Annotated in this window: 13 protein-coding genes; 8 read left to right on the top strand and 5 right to left on the bottom strand. The window is 41.2% G+C overall.

The genetic code is table 11. The annotated features are described in order from the left end of the window. The first annotated feature begins 31 nt into the window (after positions 1 to 31). Positions 32 to 667, top strand: coding sequence for a type I restriction endonuclease subunit R (locus tag H6G28_RS17230; protein WP_190590532.1), 636 nt, complete (start codon positions 32 to 34; stop codon positions 665 to 667). A gap of 3 nt (positions 668 to 670) precedes the next feature. On the opposite strand, the gene H6G28_RS17225 is transcribed toward H6G28_RS17230, so the two are convergent. The 4 genes from H6G28_RS17225 to H6G28_RS17210 all read right to left on the bottom strand — a co-directional run bounded on the left by H6G28_RS17225 (position 671) and on the right by H6G28_RS17210 (position 4,227). Then, the gene (locus tag H6G28_RS17225; RefSeq protein ID WP_190672594.1) at positions 671 to 1,348 is read right to left on the bottom strand and encodes a DUF2834 domain-containing protein; all 678 of its coding nucleotides are present in this window, start codon (positions 1,346 to 1,348) and stop codon (positions 671 to 673) included. A 21-nt stretch (positions 1,349 to 1,369) separates the two neighbouring features. Next, positions 1,370 to 2,107, bottom strand: a complete 738-nt coding sequence (locus H6G28_RS17220; protein WP_190672590.1) for a tetratricopeptide repeat protein — start codon at positions 2,105 to 2,107, stop codon at positions 1,370 to 1,372. 214 nt (positions 2,108 to 2,321) lie between these two features. Continuing rightward, a complete protein-coding gene (hrcA, locus tag H6G28_RS17215) occupies positions 2,322 to 3,419 on the bottom strand; it encodes a heat-inducible transcriptional repressor HrcA (protein ID WP_190672587.1) in 1,098 nt (365 codons plus the stop codon). A 448-nt stretch (positions 3,420 to 3,867) separates the two neighbouring features. Continuing rightward, on the bottom strand, positions 3,868 to 4,227 hold the full coding sequence (locus H6G28_RS17210) for a rhodanese-like domain-containing protein (RefSeq protein WP_190672584.1): 360 nt from the start codon (positions 4,225 to 4,227) through the stop codon (positions 3,868 to 3,870). A gap of 255 nt (positions 4,228 to 4,482) precedes the next feature. Here H6G28_RS17210 and H6G28_RS17205 point away from each other — a divergent pair, with 255 nt between their 5' ends. From H6G28_RS17205 to H6G28_RS17185, 5 genes are all read left to right on the top strand, one after another. Continuing rightward, entirely contained in the window at positions 4,483 to 6,120 is a 1,638-nt protein-coding gene (locus H6G28_RS17205; RefSeq protein WP_199332874.1) for a DUF3352 domain-containing protein, read from the top strand. 262 nt (positions 6,121 to 6,382) lie between these two features. Continuing rightward, positions 6,383 to 6,874: a hypothetical protein gene (locus H6G28_RS17200; protein ID WP_190590527.1), complete on the top strand. Its 492-nt coding sequence runs from the start codon at positions 6,383 to 6,385 to the stop codon at positions 6,872 to 6,874. 223 nt (positions 6,875 to 7,097) lie between these two features. Next, on the top strand, positions 7,098 to 7,619 hold the full coding sequence (locus tag H6G28_RS17195; RefSeq protein WP_190590526.1) for a CIS tube protein: 522 nt from the start codon (positions 7,098 to 7,100) through the stop codon (positions 7,617 to 7,619). A 73-nt stretch (positions 7,620 to 7,692) separates the two neighbouring features. Next, positions 7,693 to 9,660: a VgrG-related protein gene (locus H6G28_RS17190; protein ID WP_190672581.1), complete on the top strand. Its 1,968-nt coding sequence runs from the start codon at positions 7,693 to 7,695 to the stop codon at positions 9,658 to 9,660. A gap of 126 nt (positions 9,661 to 9,786) precedes the next feature. Next, on the top strand, positions 9,787 to 10,074 hold the full coding sequence (locus H6G28_RS17185; protein WP_190590524.1) for a PAAR domain-containing contractile injection system baseplate protein: 288 nt from the start codon (positions 9,787 to 9,789) through the stop codon (positions 10,072 to 10,074). Here H6G28_RS17185 and H6G28_RS17180 read toward each other — a convergent pair. Then, a complete protein-coding gene (locus tag H6G28_RS17180; RefSeq protein ID WP_190590523.1) occupies positions 9,987 to 11,780 on the bottom strand; it encodes an ATP-binding protein in 1,794 nt (597 codons plus the stop codon). The two genes, H6G28_RS17185 and H6G28_RS17180, sit on opposite strands and share 88 nt — an antisense overlap. A gap of 359 nt (positions 11,781 to 12,139) precedes the next feature. Here H6G28_RS17180 and H6G28_RS17175 point away from each other — a divergent pair, with 359 nt between their 5' ends. Together H6G28_RS17175 and H6G28_RS17170 are read left to right on the top strand one after the other, a co-directional pair. Next, positions 12,140 to 13,138 (top strand): ankyrin repeat domain-containing protein, encoded by a 999-nt coding sequence (locus tag H6G28_RS17175; protein WP_190590522.1) that lies wholly within the window; start codon positions 12,140 to 12,142, stop codon positions 13,136 to 13,138. Between the two features lie 237 nt (positions 13,139 to 13,375). Next, positions 13,376 to 13,777: a GPW/gp25 family protein gene (locus tag H6G28_RS17170; protein WP_190672578.1), complete on the top strand. Its 402-nt coding sequence runs from the start codon at positions 13,376 to 13,378 to the stop codon at positions 13,775 to 13,777. Positions 13,778 to 13,802: the final 25 nt, after the last annotated feature.

Here is a 13,802-nt window from a genome sequence, read left to right as displayed (position 1 = left end):
ACACTATAAAGTAATAAACAGATAACAACAGATGGTTTCTGGCGTTGGTATTACTGACACTATTAAAAGCTTGAGTGATTTACAAACTCGTTGTAATTTAACTCAAGCTGATAGCGATCGCTTTTTCTTTGAATGGTTTGAAGAATTAACCGAACTCAATCCCCAAGAACAGGCGGGTATTACTCGGATTAAGCAACGCTACGATTATCACCGGGTTGATGGGTTACTTTTAGAAGGTACGATTAATCTTTTAGTAGTTTCACCTTTACTAGAACTTGCAGGATTTCTCGATCCTCCATACCGAATTCGTTCACCTTATGGAGTCGCATTAGAACTTGAAGATCCTGAAGAAACAATTCGCGGCTTTATTGATACCCTAACTGTACAAGATAGGCTTTGGATTTTGGTTGTGGAGTCGAAACGAACTGGCATTCCTGTACCCGCAGCATTACCACAGTTATTAGCTTATATGCTGACTAACTCTGAAAGCAATAAACCTGTGTTTGGAATGGCGACAAACGGTGATGAGTTTGTATTTCTTAAGCTCACTTTCAATGAAAATCCCCAGTATGATGTATCACGAACATTTTCTTTATTTCCTAGAAGACATGAGTTAGCTGAAGTTTTGCAGATTATGAAGCGATTGGGACAAGTAGTGCTGAGTTGAATGTTAATTAACAGTCAATTTTTGCTTAGATATACCTGTTGTCTCAGCTTCCGGTAAAGCTGGACGGACACACAAATAAATTAACGGGCCAAATAACGGAACCAAACTGATTAACCAAAATATTTGATGATTTTTCCAACCCCGACGCGCCATATCATCTCCTAGCAACACCGGGAATAATAAACTCAGCAAGCAAAAATCTAAACTCATCACATGGATAAAGCGGTTAGTTTGCCACTGTTGGATAAAATCTTGCCAGTCTCCACCTTGCACACCATAAGCAACTAATATGCCTGCAATTACGGTGAGTATAATCCCAGTCACGCGAGCATCTAGCAACCTGATGAAAATATTTTTTTTGCCAACAAATTCTTGATTTGGCTCTCGGAGAAATAAATAAGGTAACAAAGCAAAAGCACCTACACCAAAAGATGCAGTCGCAAATGGCCAAGCTGGGATTTTTTGATTTCTACCATCAATAAATGCTAATGCACTGTAGGCAAGAGGCCAAATCCCCATCAGATTAAACAAGGAAATCACTAGAGGGTTGATTCCTTGCCATTGACCAAGAGAAAGTTTCTTGATTAACTCGAATGTATCAGGTTGATCAGGGGGTGCTAGGAAAAAAGCATAAACCACAAATCCCACCCACAGGGAAAACAGAGATACTTTCCTCAACATAAACTTAAAAATAAATTTATTTTAACGTTTTATGGTTCTTAAGAGTTTTGCTGCTTTATTGACCAGCCGTTTACGCTTGTAATGGAAGTAGGAAGACTCTTGAATTTTAACAATAATTGTTTCCAGATAATTACATGCAGTCTGGACATCTCCCTGGTGAGAGAGAATTTCCGCCAAGATGATATAGGCTTGTGGATGATTCCAATTTTGAATGTGGTTTTCTAGATGCTGTTTAGCGGCTTCAAATTCTTGTAAAGCAAACAATGTTTCGCCATACATTAAAGAAGCATCACCATATTTATAATCTGGGTCTATTTTTAATAGAGTGTGTAAATAAGACTTGGCAGAGGTGAATTTTTTATTTTTAATATCAATAAATGCTTCATGCCAAAGGGTTTGGAGATTGTCATCTTCGTTGTTAAAATCAGGCTGATTTAAGGCTGTGGGTTGATCAAAGCTTTCCACGTCATCTGAGAGATGATGACTGAAATTAACATACTGAGCAGCTTTTTTGATACTTTTTACTTTTAGTTTTGCTTTGCGTCGTTTATGAGAGCTTGTCAAGTTGCGCCAATGCTTCTGAACTGGGATATGTCCTCGCGGTATCCAACGTTGAAAACAGTAAGCGATCGCCCCAAAAAAGTTGACAATAATTAAAACCCACAGCCATAACCGCTTGTCTGGTTCATTGCGAATACAGTCATAAAGCATGAATAACCAAAATCCGGTCATTAACAACAATCCCACAACTTTGATCATTAACTGAATTCCCTAGCCTATCTGCAAGTTTGATTTTTCCTCACAAAATGCGTTTCACTCGTTTGGGAACAGTCCTAGTTTCCGAGATGATACCCTAGTATTTCTGTAAAGTAGAAACGTATGAGGTAGGAAATTCCATTAAAACCTAGATTCAGTCAAATCATCAAGGGTTAGTAAAGATACAAACCTAGTCCGTGGGATTGCGAGAAAGCATTTAACTGAAAGCTTCAGACAGGTAATCGGCGGCGGCGGCTACTACTGCGATCGCACTTTCGTAATCTAGGCGCGTCGGACCTAAAACCCCGACACTACCAATCGGTACAGAACCTCGACGGTAGGTAGAAGAAATTAAGCTGCAAGTACGTATCGGCTCTAAGGGATTTTCTGCACCAATTCGTACTGTCACCCTAGATTTACTTGCATCTTCTGTCTCTGGTTCATCAAAGATTAATTGGCATAATTTGTCTTGTTCTTCTTCTAGCAATTGCATAATTGTTTTGACTTGCTGCAATTGAGAAAATTCTGGCTGACGCAATACTTCTGTGACACCACGCACCATAATTTGTGTTGGGGTTGGTGCTTGAGTACGACGGCTTAATTCCGCAACTGAACTTTTCAAGAATTCGCCATACAGTTGAAATTCTTGGTCTAATTCGCTCCAATTTAAGTTAGCTATTTCTAATAAACTCCGCCCCCGCAAATGGTTATTTAAGAAGTTAGAAACTATCTGCAACTCCCGATCAATTACTTCAGCATCAAGTTGCAAATTTTCTTTTTCTGGTGGCAAATCCATCACTTTAGAATGGGTTTCATAGCCATCTGTGACTAAAATTAGCATGATTCTACCAGCTTCAATTTGCAACAGTTGTAAATGTCGCACTAAGGCTGTTGAAGTTTGGGGCATAGTAATCAAGCTAATACAACCACTTAATGTCGCTAAAATCTGTGCGGCTCCATGAATCAGGGCTTCCAAACTCCAATCTTCCCAATGCAGGCGTTGTTGGAGTGAAAGTTCTACTTCCTTGGCTAAGGTTTCTGTTCGTGTAGCGTCTCGCAAAGAAGGTGTAATTAACTGGTCAACATAAATGCGATAACCGGAGTCAGAAGGTATTCTTCCAGCTGAGGTGTGTGGTTGATAAAGTAGCCCAGATTTTTCTAATGCACCCATCACATTGCGAATTGTGGCCGAGCTAACGCCTAAGTCATACTCTTCCACCAAAACCTTTGATCCAACAGGTTCTGCTGTCGCAATGTAGTGACGTATTGTTGCCCAAAGGATGTGCTGTTGTCGATTGGTTAACTGGACTTCCATAAGGTGTGTATTACCGAAAGCAAATTTAAGAAAAGTTTGAAAAAAATTTTTTGAGCTAATGCAAAAAAAGATTAATATTGGTTAATTAAGATAGCAAAATTTTTATCTATATTATAGTTACTTGCAGCAACATTAATTGAGTTGCTAACTCTGAACGAATTAATCTTTTCAGCTAAAAAAGCTGTTTGACAATTTAAAGTTTTTTAATTATTAAGTATCTTCCCACAAATTTTACAAATAAGTTGTATTGGTAGATACTTATTTTTCTCACCATTTAAGTTAGATGTCGTCAGGATAAATGCTGATTGTGATGAGTGGTGGTTCGGCTCCGCTCACCAACCGGGAGTAGAGGTGTGGTTCGGCTACTTCGGCTGCGCTCAGCACAAGTGCGCTCACCAACCTTGGGTGTAGGGGGAAGAAGCCAGGACAAATGACCAAGGACTATTGACTAATATTGTGGGATTTCTGGGTCAACTAGTTGAGAATAAGCGGCGATACCACCTGTAATATTTTTGACATTTGTAAATCCTTGAGCAATCAACCACTGACACATCTGAGCAGAACGCACACCGTGATGACAAAGGACAAGGGTTTCAGCCTCTGGATTCAACATCGTGAAAATTTGTTCATTCCAGTTGGCATATTCACTCAACGGTAAGTTAACAAACCCTGGGAGGCTGGCGATCGCTAATTCTTGAGGTTCACGCACATCTACTAACTGAATATTTGCAGCGCCAGTAGCTAAACGTTCGGCTAATTCTTCAACGGTAATTTGAGTCATGGGTTGCCCAAAGGATTTATCTGTCATGAAGTTTTTGTAAACGATCCTATACATTTATGTTGACAGAAAATCTGACCCTTAGCATGAGCAATGATTCTCAGTGATTTTAGGCTTAGTCTCAAGATTGTCTGTTCAGGCGGGGTGTAGGGGGTTAAGGGTGTTGGGGTATAAGGGAAAATAATGATTCTATTCACCTAAACCCGCATCCCTATCTTTCACATCCTTACACCCTGTTCATTAATTCTGCTTAAATGGCTGTGAAAGTCAGTATTTAATAACTTTATGGTGAATCGGCAAAGCTCATTTTTTGGTTTTATAGTCGCTGGTGCGATCGCACTGGTATTAATTGCGATCGCAGGTTTTTGGTTCTTCACCAGAACTCCTGTTACCCTCGTCACTTCCACCACCTCTCAGCCTGGTGCAGCTATTTTTGTGTCGAAGCTTTCTCCGGTGATGGTGTCGTTACTCACCAACCCTGACCGTTTGCAGGCTTTGGAACGAGAAGGAGAAATTTCTAAAATCAAAACCAGTTTATTAGCTAAAAGTGGCATTGATTATCAAAAAGATATTCAGCCTTGGTTGGGTAACGAAATTACCCTAGCTGTCACCACCACAGATTTAGACCGTGATTCCGCCAATGGACAGCAGCCAGGATATCTCATGGCTTTAGCTACCAACAAACAAGACAAAAGCCGCGAGTTTGTCGAGTTGTTGTTTTCAAAACGAGTATTAGCTGGCGCTAACTTAGATACAGAAGAATATCAAGGTGTGAAGGTGCTTTACGACAGCCAACTTGCAGCCGCAGTGGTTGGTGATGGCTTTGTGTTATTTGCAAATAGTCCCAGCGTTGTCAAGGATGCAATTAACAACGTCCAAGCACCAGACCTCAATTTAACTAGTTCGCCCCAATACCAAAAAGCTCTCCAGCAATTACCCGAAGCTTCCTTAGCCGTGGCTTTCTTGAATTTTCCCATCATTGCTCAATGGCAAAGTTTAGAACTACCAGAACCAACCTACGACAGTGAAATTGTGTCTTTGGGCTTGAACTCCAAAGGTTTATTAGCAGAAACCAGCTTTTTAACAACATCCGAACTCACCCAAGCAGCCACGCCACTCACACAACCAGTCGAGGCGTTGAAATATATTCCAGCATCGGCGGGTTTGGCAATTTCTGGTGCAAACTTAAGCAACTTGGCTGACAGTGATTTAGCCAAATTCTGGACGCAAATTAAAACAGCCATTTCTGGTTCGGAAACAGATGTGATTTCCCGATTGGTACAACCATTAACAGAAGTCCAGAAAACCTGGGGGATGAACTTTAATCAAGATATTTTTAGCTGGGTTAAAGGAGAATATGCGATCGCACTTTTACCACGTACAGGCCAAGTTTTCCCCGATTGGATTTTTGTTGTGGAGAAAACTGAGGAATTACCAGCAGGAATTGCGAAATTAGATGCGATCGCCTCTGCAAAGGGACTTAGTAGTAGTACTCTGAGTTTAGATAAACAAAAAATCTCCGCTTGGACAGAGTTAACCGCTAAAAAAACAGCAAATAAAGACCAACCATCCTTCACCATTGAAGCCACAGCCCAAGGGATACACACCACCCTCGACAATTACGAAATTTTTACTTCCGACTTGGCGACAATGGATGAAGTTCTTGCAGGTAAAGAAAAATCCTTACTAGACAGTCGCAATTTTCAAACCAGCGTCGCGGCGATTCCCCAACCCAATCAAGGTTATGTATATCTAGATTGGGCAAAAAGTCAAGGAGTGTTAGAAAGGCAAATCCCCGTACTGAAACTCATAGAAGTCCTGGGTAAACCATTTTTTAACAGATTGCGATCGCTCACAGTCAGCAGTTACAGTAGCGAAACAAACGTACTCAAAGGCGGGATTTTCCTACAACTGCAAGAGTAAGAAAAAGTCTGAAGTGTAAAGTATGAAGTATGAAATGAAGATTCACCTCTTGCACCAAGCGACTGAAGTCGCTGCTACACGGACAAAACTTTTGACTTTACGCTAGTCCGCCTACGCGGACTACCCTTCAGACTTCAGACTTCACACTTCATACTTTTGTGTCACATCTTAATGTGGCACAGCCAAATCAAACTTTTCAGGAATGAACTAATTACAATATGTATATATAACTACATTTAGTCAAGCTTGTTGGAGAGCTACTATGAAAGACTGTCGCCCCCGACTTCAGAAGCGAATCGGCTGGGTTTTAGCTATCTTAGCAGCTGTTACAGCAGCACCAGCGATCGCCGAAACACCCAACTTTGGTAAATTCAATCTAGTACCAGGGTTTGAAACTGCCCAAGGTAGATTTTCGGGTTATACGGGTGGTTCTTTTTCCTTGTCGGCGATTAGTAACCGCGATCGCAATAAAAACGCTTGCATTGGCTTTGCAGATCCTAAACCAGATTACACAATGGTTTTAGAAAAAGACTTTGAGCAACTAACAATATTAGTTAACACGGGGAATACAGATACAACATTGCTGGTGAAAGGCCCAGACAATGACACAATTCGTTGCGGCGATGACACTGGTAGAAGTAAAGATGCTAGTATTAGCGATCGCAACTGGAAAAAAGGTATTTATCAAATTTGGGTCGGTACATTTAATTCTGATGCCAAACATAAGTATACTTTGACAGTCCAGCAGAAATAATCAAGAAAGAGGCTAGGAACTAGGGGCTAGGGGCTAGTACAGCAAGGCAAAAGTAAAAAGGCAAAAGTAAAAAGAAAGAATAACGATACCACAAGCCTTTTAGCAATTTCTTATGGTCTGTTTATTTCCGCCGACCTGTACTAGTTAATTTTCATGATCAGTACTTTTAACCCAAACTCCCCCATTTCTCCACTCCCCACTCCCCACTCCCGACTCCCCAAATATGACTAGTCGTTTAGTAAAAGCAAAACTCATCGCTACAGAACAAGCTGCGCCAGATATCGAGTTTATGTTTAACCCCAGCCAGTTAGACTTCTCGCAGCAAATTAATTTGACTAAAAGTAGCGGTGCGCGTACAGGACGAGGTTTACCGAAAGTTAGTTTTGCTTACCCAGAACCGTGCAGACTCAGTATTAGTAACATCATATTTGATACCTACGAAAGCGGTACTAGCGTCCTCACCCATCTGAAAAAATTTGAAAAAGCAGTTAACTTTGCTGAAGCTGGCGCAGGTCAAGAAAAACGCCCACCAGTGTATATATTTACCTGGGGCGACCAGCAATATTTACGCTGTTTTGTCCAATCTCTTAACTACAGCCTGACTTTGTTTTTACCAGACGGTACACCAGTACGTGCCAAAGTTAACCTCACCCTAGAGGAAGTGGATGAATCAATTTCTCAGCCAGGAATGGGGACATCTAGCAGCGTAGACCGGACTGGCGACAGCAGAAGTAGCCGCAGTTAATTCGACCTTTGGGGAATAGCGTGTAACACAATATCTTCACTAGGCTATTGGCAATCACCTCTTGCCAATATGTATGCCTGTCCTTTACATACCTGAGCCACTATTACAAATTGATGGCACTAATGCTTCTGCTGATTTGCTCAATGATATTTTGCAAATCACAGTCGAAGAAAGTTTGCATTTACCAGGAATGTTTACTTTAGTAATCCGTAATGATTACTTTCCAGGACAGACAACAGAAGCAACTTGGAAGCATCAAAGTTTATTTGCTATTGGTAAGAAAATTAAAATTGGCTTTGTTTCCAGCACGACGCAAAACGCAGATTTTGAAGATGCAGAGCAAGGTTACGTCTTAGAAGGGGAAATTACAGCCATAGAAACTGAGTTCACCAGTGGTTCTCAAGCTCCCATCATCATTCGTGGCTATGATATGTCCCACCGCTTGCACCGAGGACGCTACAATCGCTCCTTTCAAAATGTCACCGATAGCGATGTGGTCAACGAAGTTATCGGTGAAGCAGGTATTACAGCAGGTACAGTTACCTCTACCACTATTGTTCATGATTACGTCTTTCAAGAAAATCAGACCAATATGGAATTTTTGCGGGAACGAGCCGCCCGCCTCGGCTTTGAATTATATGTGCAGGATAGTAAATTAAACTTTCGCCAACCTGCCCAAAATGAATCTTTATCACTTAAATGGTTAGAAGATATCCATAACTTCCGGGTTCGTGTTAGCAGTGCAGAACAAGTCAGTTCTGTGGAAGTAAGAGGCTGGGACTACTCTACCAAAAAGCCAATTATTTCTACAGCCTCTACAGAGCAGGTTATTACCACCACAGATAACGGCAAAGGTAGTTCAACTAGCACAAAATTCAGTATCAAGCCGAAAATGATTGTGGTAGACCAGCCTGTGTTTAGTGTGAATGAAGCCCAGAAAATCGCCCAAGCGTTGTGTAATGAACTAGGCGGTGAGTTTGTTGCGGCTGATGCTGTAGGCGAAGGAAATCCCGACATCAGACCAGGGAAAGTAATTAAATTGACAGATATGGGTAGTTACAGTGGTAGCTACTACGTGACAGAAACTCGCCATCTGTTTCAGGAGCGAAAATTCGTTACAGAGTTTAGTGTGCGGGGTTTGCGTTCTGGAGATTTATTAGCAACTCTCTCACCCCAAACACATCTGCAAGCAGGACAAACTCTATTAGTAGGTGTAGTGAGTAACAACCAAGACCCAAAAGGTTGGGGTCGTGTGCGAGTGAAGTTTCCAACATTAACTGAAGAGCATGAAAGTAATTGGGCAAGAGTTGTGAGTGTTGGTGCAGGCCCAGGAAGAGGTTTTGACTGTTTACCAGAGATCAACGATGAGGTTTTAGTCGCCTTTGAACACGGCGATATTCATCGTCCTTACGTCATTGGCGGTGTGTGGAATGGCACAGACGCACCACCAGAAGCAGTTGCTGATACCGTTGTTAGTGGCAAAGTGCGCCTGCGGACATTTAAAACCCGCGTTGGTCATAAACTCCAATTCGTTGAAGAAGACAAAAGCACTACTAAAAAAGGTGCATATCTGCAAACAGTAGGCGGTCATAACTTACGAATGAATGACAGCGAGAAATTTGCTGAATTAGAAACTACAGGCGGTCACAAATTTCGCTGTGATGACAGCAATAAAACCATTAGCTTGACTTCCACAGGTGACATCACCGTTAAATCTGGCACAACCGGGACAGCCAATAAAATTAGTGTCAACGGTAGTGAAATTGCTTTAACTGCAATACAAAAAATTTCTTTAACTGTAGGAGGTACAAGTATTGAACTGACAACTAGTGGTATCACAATGAGAACGACGGGAACTGTGAGTATCCAATCTGGTAGTTCCATCAGTGTGCAAGCTGGAGGTTCTTTGAGTGCTAACGCTGGTGGCGCAATTTCCGCTAATTCTGGTAGTTCGGTCAGCGTCAATGCTGGCGCTACAGTCAGTATCAACGGTGCAGCTTCCGTCGGCATTTTAGGCGGGATAATTCGGTTGAATTGTTAATGGTCATTTGTCATTTGTCCTTTGTCATTGGTCATTGATTCTTCTGCCCCCTGCACCCCTGCACCTTCTTCCACTCCCCCTTGCACCCTTACTCCCCACTCCCCACTCCCTACTCCCTAAAAAATTATGTTTCCCGCAGCAAGATTAACTGATTTAACTGTCACAGGCGATCCAATTACTGGGCCTGGTGTGCCGAATGTTTTAATTGTAGGTTTACCCGCAGCTTGTGTTGGCGATTTAGTGGCGGGGCCTGTGGTGACTGGTAGTATTGTGCTGGGGTCTTTTACGGTTTTGATTGGTGGTAGACCTGCGGCGCGAGTTACATCTCAGGTAGCTGGGGTGAATACTGTCACTGGTGTGCCGTTGACTACAGTTGTGGGTATAGGTGCGCCGACGGTGTTAATTGGTGGCTGAAAGGTAAAAGAGCCTTTACTCAGCATGTTTTTTGGTACTTCGACATTCTTGCGAGCGGAGATGGGAATGTGAATGCAGAAAACTGTGCCTTGTCCGGGTTCAGAGAAGCATTCTATTTGACCGTTATGCTTTTCGATGATTTTGCGACAAATGGGCATTCCTAAGCCTGTACCTTTACCGATGGGTTTGGTGGTGAAGAATGGTTCAAAAAGGCGATCGCGCACATCTTGGGTCATTCCTGAACCATTATCTTGAATCCGAACCACTATATATGGAGAATGGGCAAATGATTTGCCATTTTCCAATGAGGTACTAATAGTAATCACCCCTTCTTTTTCTTGACCATCTAAAGCATCGATCGCATTAGCCAGAATATTCATAAATACCTGATTAAGTTGGCTGGGATAACACTCAACTAAAGGTATGACATCATAATTTTTGATGACTTCAATTCCAAAGTTGCTACGGCTTGTCTTTAAGCGATTGTCCAAAATTAGCAGAGTACTATCAATACCTTCATGAATATCGGCTGCGGTCATTTGTGATTGTTCGGTGCGAGAAAAGTTGCGTAAGGATAACACAATCTCACGGACACGCTTAATACCTAAACTCATGGAACTGATGAGTTTAGGTAAATCTTCCGAAACAAAGTCTAAGTCAATTTCTTCGCTGAGTTCTTGAATTTCTGGAAGATAATCACAGTTGTCTTGATAAATATGTACTAGACGCAATAAATCATCAACATATTGTTGAGCATGATTAATATTTCCACTAATAAAGTTGACCGGATTATTAATTTCATGGGCAATACCAGCGACTAATTGCCCCAAACTTGACATTTTTTCACTTTGAATTAACTGTGCTTGTGTTTGTTGTAATTCATGCAGTGTAGTTTGGAGTTGTTGCGCTTGGATTTGGGCAATTTTCGCTGCTTCACAACTTTGTTCATAAAGCAAGGCTTTTTCAATCGCCACTCCCGCCTGCATTGCCAATATACTTAATAGCTTTAAGTCTCGGCTAGTATAATTAACAGCAGTTTCGCTACCAATGACAATTGCCCCAACTACCCGTTCTTCAACATTTAACGGCACACAAATCAAGGAATTGAATTGTTTCTTTTCTCCAAGGTATCTGGGATAAGCAACAATATTGTTGACAATTTCCCCGCGTCCCATCTGTACTATATTACCAATAATGCCTTCGCCTAACTTGATTGGTTGCTGGAGATAACTGCTGCTGCCAATTTCAGCGAGAATTTCCAAGGCATTGGTTTTTTGATTTAATAATAAAATCGCGCCACCAGTAGAAGGGATTAATTGAGCAGCTTCTTGGATGAGTAATCGAGAAACTGGGCGGAGATTGAGACTGGCAGTTACTTGAATGGAAATATCATGGAGTAAATCAATTTCTTGATATCTTTCTAGCAGTTCATGGGCGAGATTTTTCTTTTCAGATTCTTGTTTGAGTGCATAGACAAGAAGTGAAACAACACCAGCCGCCTGTTGTGAACCATGTACCCAACCAATCAATTCACCAGCAAATTCTATTGGATGGGCGATCGCACCATTGTCTCCTGCTTGCCCGAAGAGTATTTCGCCTTCCGTATTTTCTATAGTAAACTGACAATCTATCGCTTTAGCAAAATCATTGAGAAGAGCTAATACATCCTTTTTTACAATCAGATTCCTGAAATTGCTTTTAACCATTTGCTCTCATCCTGATTTTATTTCAGATTTTGCTTAAGCATCAGTCTTGTATACCTAATAGCTGAATATTTTCATTTATTCTTGGCTATTTGTCACCCCTATAATTAGTGCCGAATAACTGCCATTTTTTAGGTATAGGCTGGAATTTTGTAAAATTATATTTTTAAATAAAGTTGATGCAACTCGATTATAAGTGACTCATTTCTGAGAGTTCACCGTAAATTCATTGATTTTTGTATATTCAGTAAATGTACTTAGGCAAAATACTATATATAAAGTGATACACTGAACAGAAATATCACGGCATTAAGTTGACATTGTTTGAATGTGTCTCATAGTCATCGTCATTAGTGACTTATATGAATTTTTCACAAGAATTTGAGCAAGCACTTACTCAAAGTGCTTCTTTAGAAAAGTTCACATCTTTACTGAAGAAAATTAGTAACTATAACTATGTTTTGCAAGGAGAGGAACCAGATAGCCTAATTCATTTGGCAGTAGTTAATGACCGATTAGATGTTGTCAAGCTATTAGTGCAGCAAGGTGCGTCTCTAGAACCATTAGAGATTCGCCCAAAATCAGAAAATCCACATCCTGAATTTGAAGTTTTTGGTTTTGATGATGATGAAAGATTTACTGGAGATCCCTTACTGAGTGCTGCTGCGACAGGAAAGCAAGAGATATTTGAGTTCTTAGCGCCACTGGCTTCCATCAGTCAACGTAGACAAGCAATGTTATATCTAGCTGATGGTCTCAAAAGTAATTCACTTTCGTATTCTGAAGATAACACTAGTTTTCAACAACTGATCAACTCTAAACCTAGTACAGATAATCCTGACTCTTTTGGTCAATGGCTTCATGATTTAGCTCAGTCAACGATTACAGAGCCAAGTCTAAACGACACAATACGATCTGCATCATTAAAATTCATCGAAAGATGTCAAGCGCAAATTTTGCAAGGATTGAATATTAATAGGATTGGTGATCATGGATGTACTCTTTTGTGGACAGCATCAAATAATGGATATCTTGAAGCCGTTCAAACCTTGCTGCAATTAGGTGCGACTCCTGATATTCCTAACCAGACAGATGGTTGGACTCCGTTAATGATAGCTGTTGATGCTCATATTCCCTGGCTATGTGGTACTAAAAGTATTTGGGGAACAGCCAAAAGTCAGCAGGTAAATATTGTTCGTCTCCTTTTAGAAGCAGGTGCAAATGTCAACTTTGCCGGAAAAAATGGGGAAACTGCTTTGTATTTACTTCATAGCTTTGACCGAGAGGAAATTTTTGATGAGGAAATCGACTTAGCAATTTGTGAAATGGAATCTGTTTTAAGAGATGCAGGTGCTAAGTAAGGATATAGGTCAATACGGTTCATTTAAGAGAATAGTAGGTTGGGTGTAGCGATCGCGTAACCCAACAAAGCCTTGAAAATGTTGGGTTCCGTTGTTGCCTTAACAGAACTGTATTGGGATATAGGTTAATCACAGACGATGTTGCCAAAACAAACGTTAACTCGACTTTTGGCGAATGGTATTAGTTTTAGCGATCGGCATAAAGTAGCGTAAACTGCTCATCACTATGTGCCTACCATGCCAGAACTCAATCAAAATCAACACCTGGGTGCGGGCTGGTCGTTTCCGTTGCGGGTGAATGTCCAAGGAGGTCTGCAACTTAGTAAAGCCGATCGCAATATTGAAGCGTCGATGATGCTGATTCTGCGTACCGAGTTGGGTGAACGGGTGTATCGTCCTAACTTTGGTTCGCGGTTGTCGGAGTTGACTTTTGCACCGATGAATACGCAAACTTTATTACTTTTGCGTCTACACGTCCAAGAAGCTTTGGAAATGTGGGAACCGCGCATTGTTTTAGATGCGGTGCGTGCTGACCCAGATCCCCTGCGAGGTCGTGTAGATATTGTTATTGAATATCATCCTAAAGATAGCCATGATTCGCGGAGTTTAGTATTTCCGTTTTATTTGAATGGTCAGTAGTCATTTGTTATTGGTCATTTGTGTG

Origin of the sequence: Nostoc sp. FACHB-190, from assembly GCF_014696905.1 — a bacterium.
Taxonomy (GTDB): Bacteria; Cyanobacteriota; Cyanobacteriia; order Cyanobacteriales; family Nostocaceae; genus Nostoc_B.
The sequence above is the reverse complement of the archived record's forward strand: the minus strand, read 5'-3'. Positions and strand labels throughout refer to the sequence as shown.

What these genes read in the sequence shown, in the direction of transcription:
- hrcA (WP_190672587.1), bottom strand. Translation starts at nt 3,419, where the DNA reads ATGGAAGTCCAGTTAACCAATCGACAACAGCACATCCTTTGGGCAACA.
- H6G28_RS17230 (WP_190590532.1), top strand. Translation starts at nt 32, where the DNA reads ATGGTTTCTGGCGTTGGTATTACTGACACTATTAAAAGCTTGAGTGAT.
- H6G28_RS17205 (WP_199332874.1), top strand. Translation starts at nt 4,483, where the DNA reads ATGGTGAATCGGCAAAGCTCATTTTTTGGTTTTATAGTCGCTGGTGCG.
- H6G28_RS17190 (WP_190672581.1), top strand. Translation starts at nt 7,693, where the DNA reads ATGCCTGTCCTTTACATACCTGAGCCACTATTACAAATTGATGGCACT.
- H6G28_RS17195 (WP_190590526.1), top strand. Translation starts at nt 7,098, where the DNA reads ATGACTAGTCGTTTAGTAAAAGCAAAACTCATCGCTACAGAACAAGCT.
- H6G28_RS17220 (WP_190672590.1), bottom strand. Translation starts at nt 2,107, where the DNA reads ATGATCAAAGTTGTGGGATTGTTGTTAATGACCGGATTTTGGTTATTC.
- H6G28_RS17210 (WP_190672584.1), bottom strand. Translation starts at nt 4,227, where the DNA reads ATGACAGATAAATCCTTTGGGCAACCCATGACTCAAATTACCGTTGAA.
- H6G28_RS17200 (WP_190590527.1), top strand. Translation starts at nt 6,383, where the DNA reads ATGAAAGACTGTCGCCCCCGACTTCAGAAGCGAATCGGCTGGGTTTTA.
- H6G28_RS17185 (WP_190590524.1), top strand. Translation starts at nt 9,787, where the DNA reads ATGTTTCCCGCAGCAAGATTAACTGATTTAACTGTCACAGGCGATCCA.
- H6G28_RS17225 (WP_190672594.1), bottom strand. Translation starts at nt 1,348, where the DNA reads ATGTTGAGGAAAGTATCTCTGTTTTCCCTGTGGGTGGGATTTGTGGTT.
- H6G28_RS17170 (WP_190672578.1), top strand. Translation starts at nt 13,376, where the DNA reads ATGCCAGAACTCAATCAAAATCAACACCTGGGTGCGGGCTGGTCGTTT.
- H6G28_RS17175 (WP_190590522.1), top strand. Translation starts at nt 12,140, where the DNA reads ATGAATTTTTCACAAGAATTTGAGCAAGCACTTACTCAAAGTGCTTCT.
- H6G28_RS17180 (WP_190590523.1), bottom strand. Translation starts at nt 11,780, where the DNA reads ATGGTTAAAAGCAATTTCAGGAATCTGATTGTAAAAAAGGATGTATTA.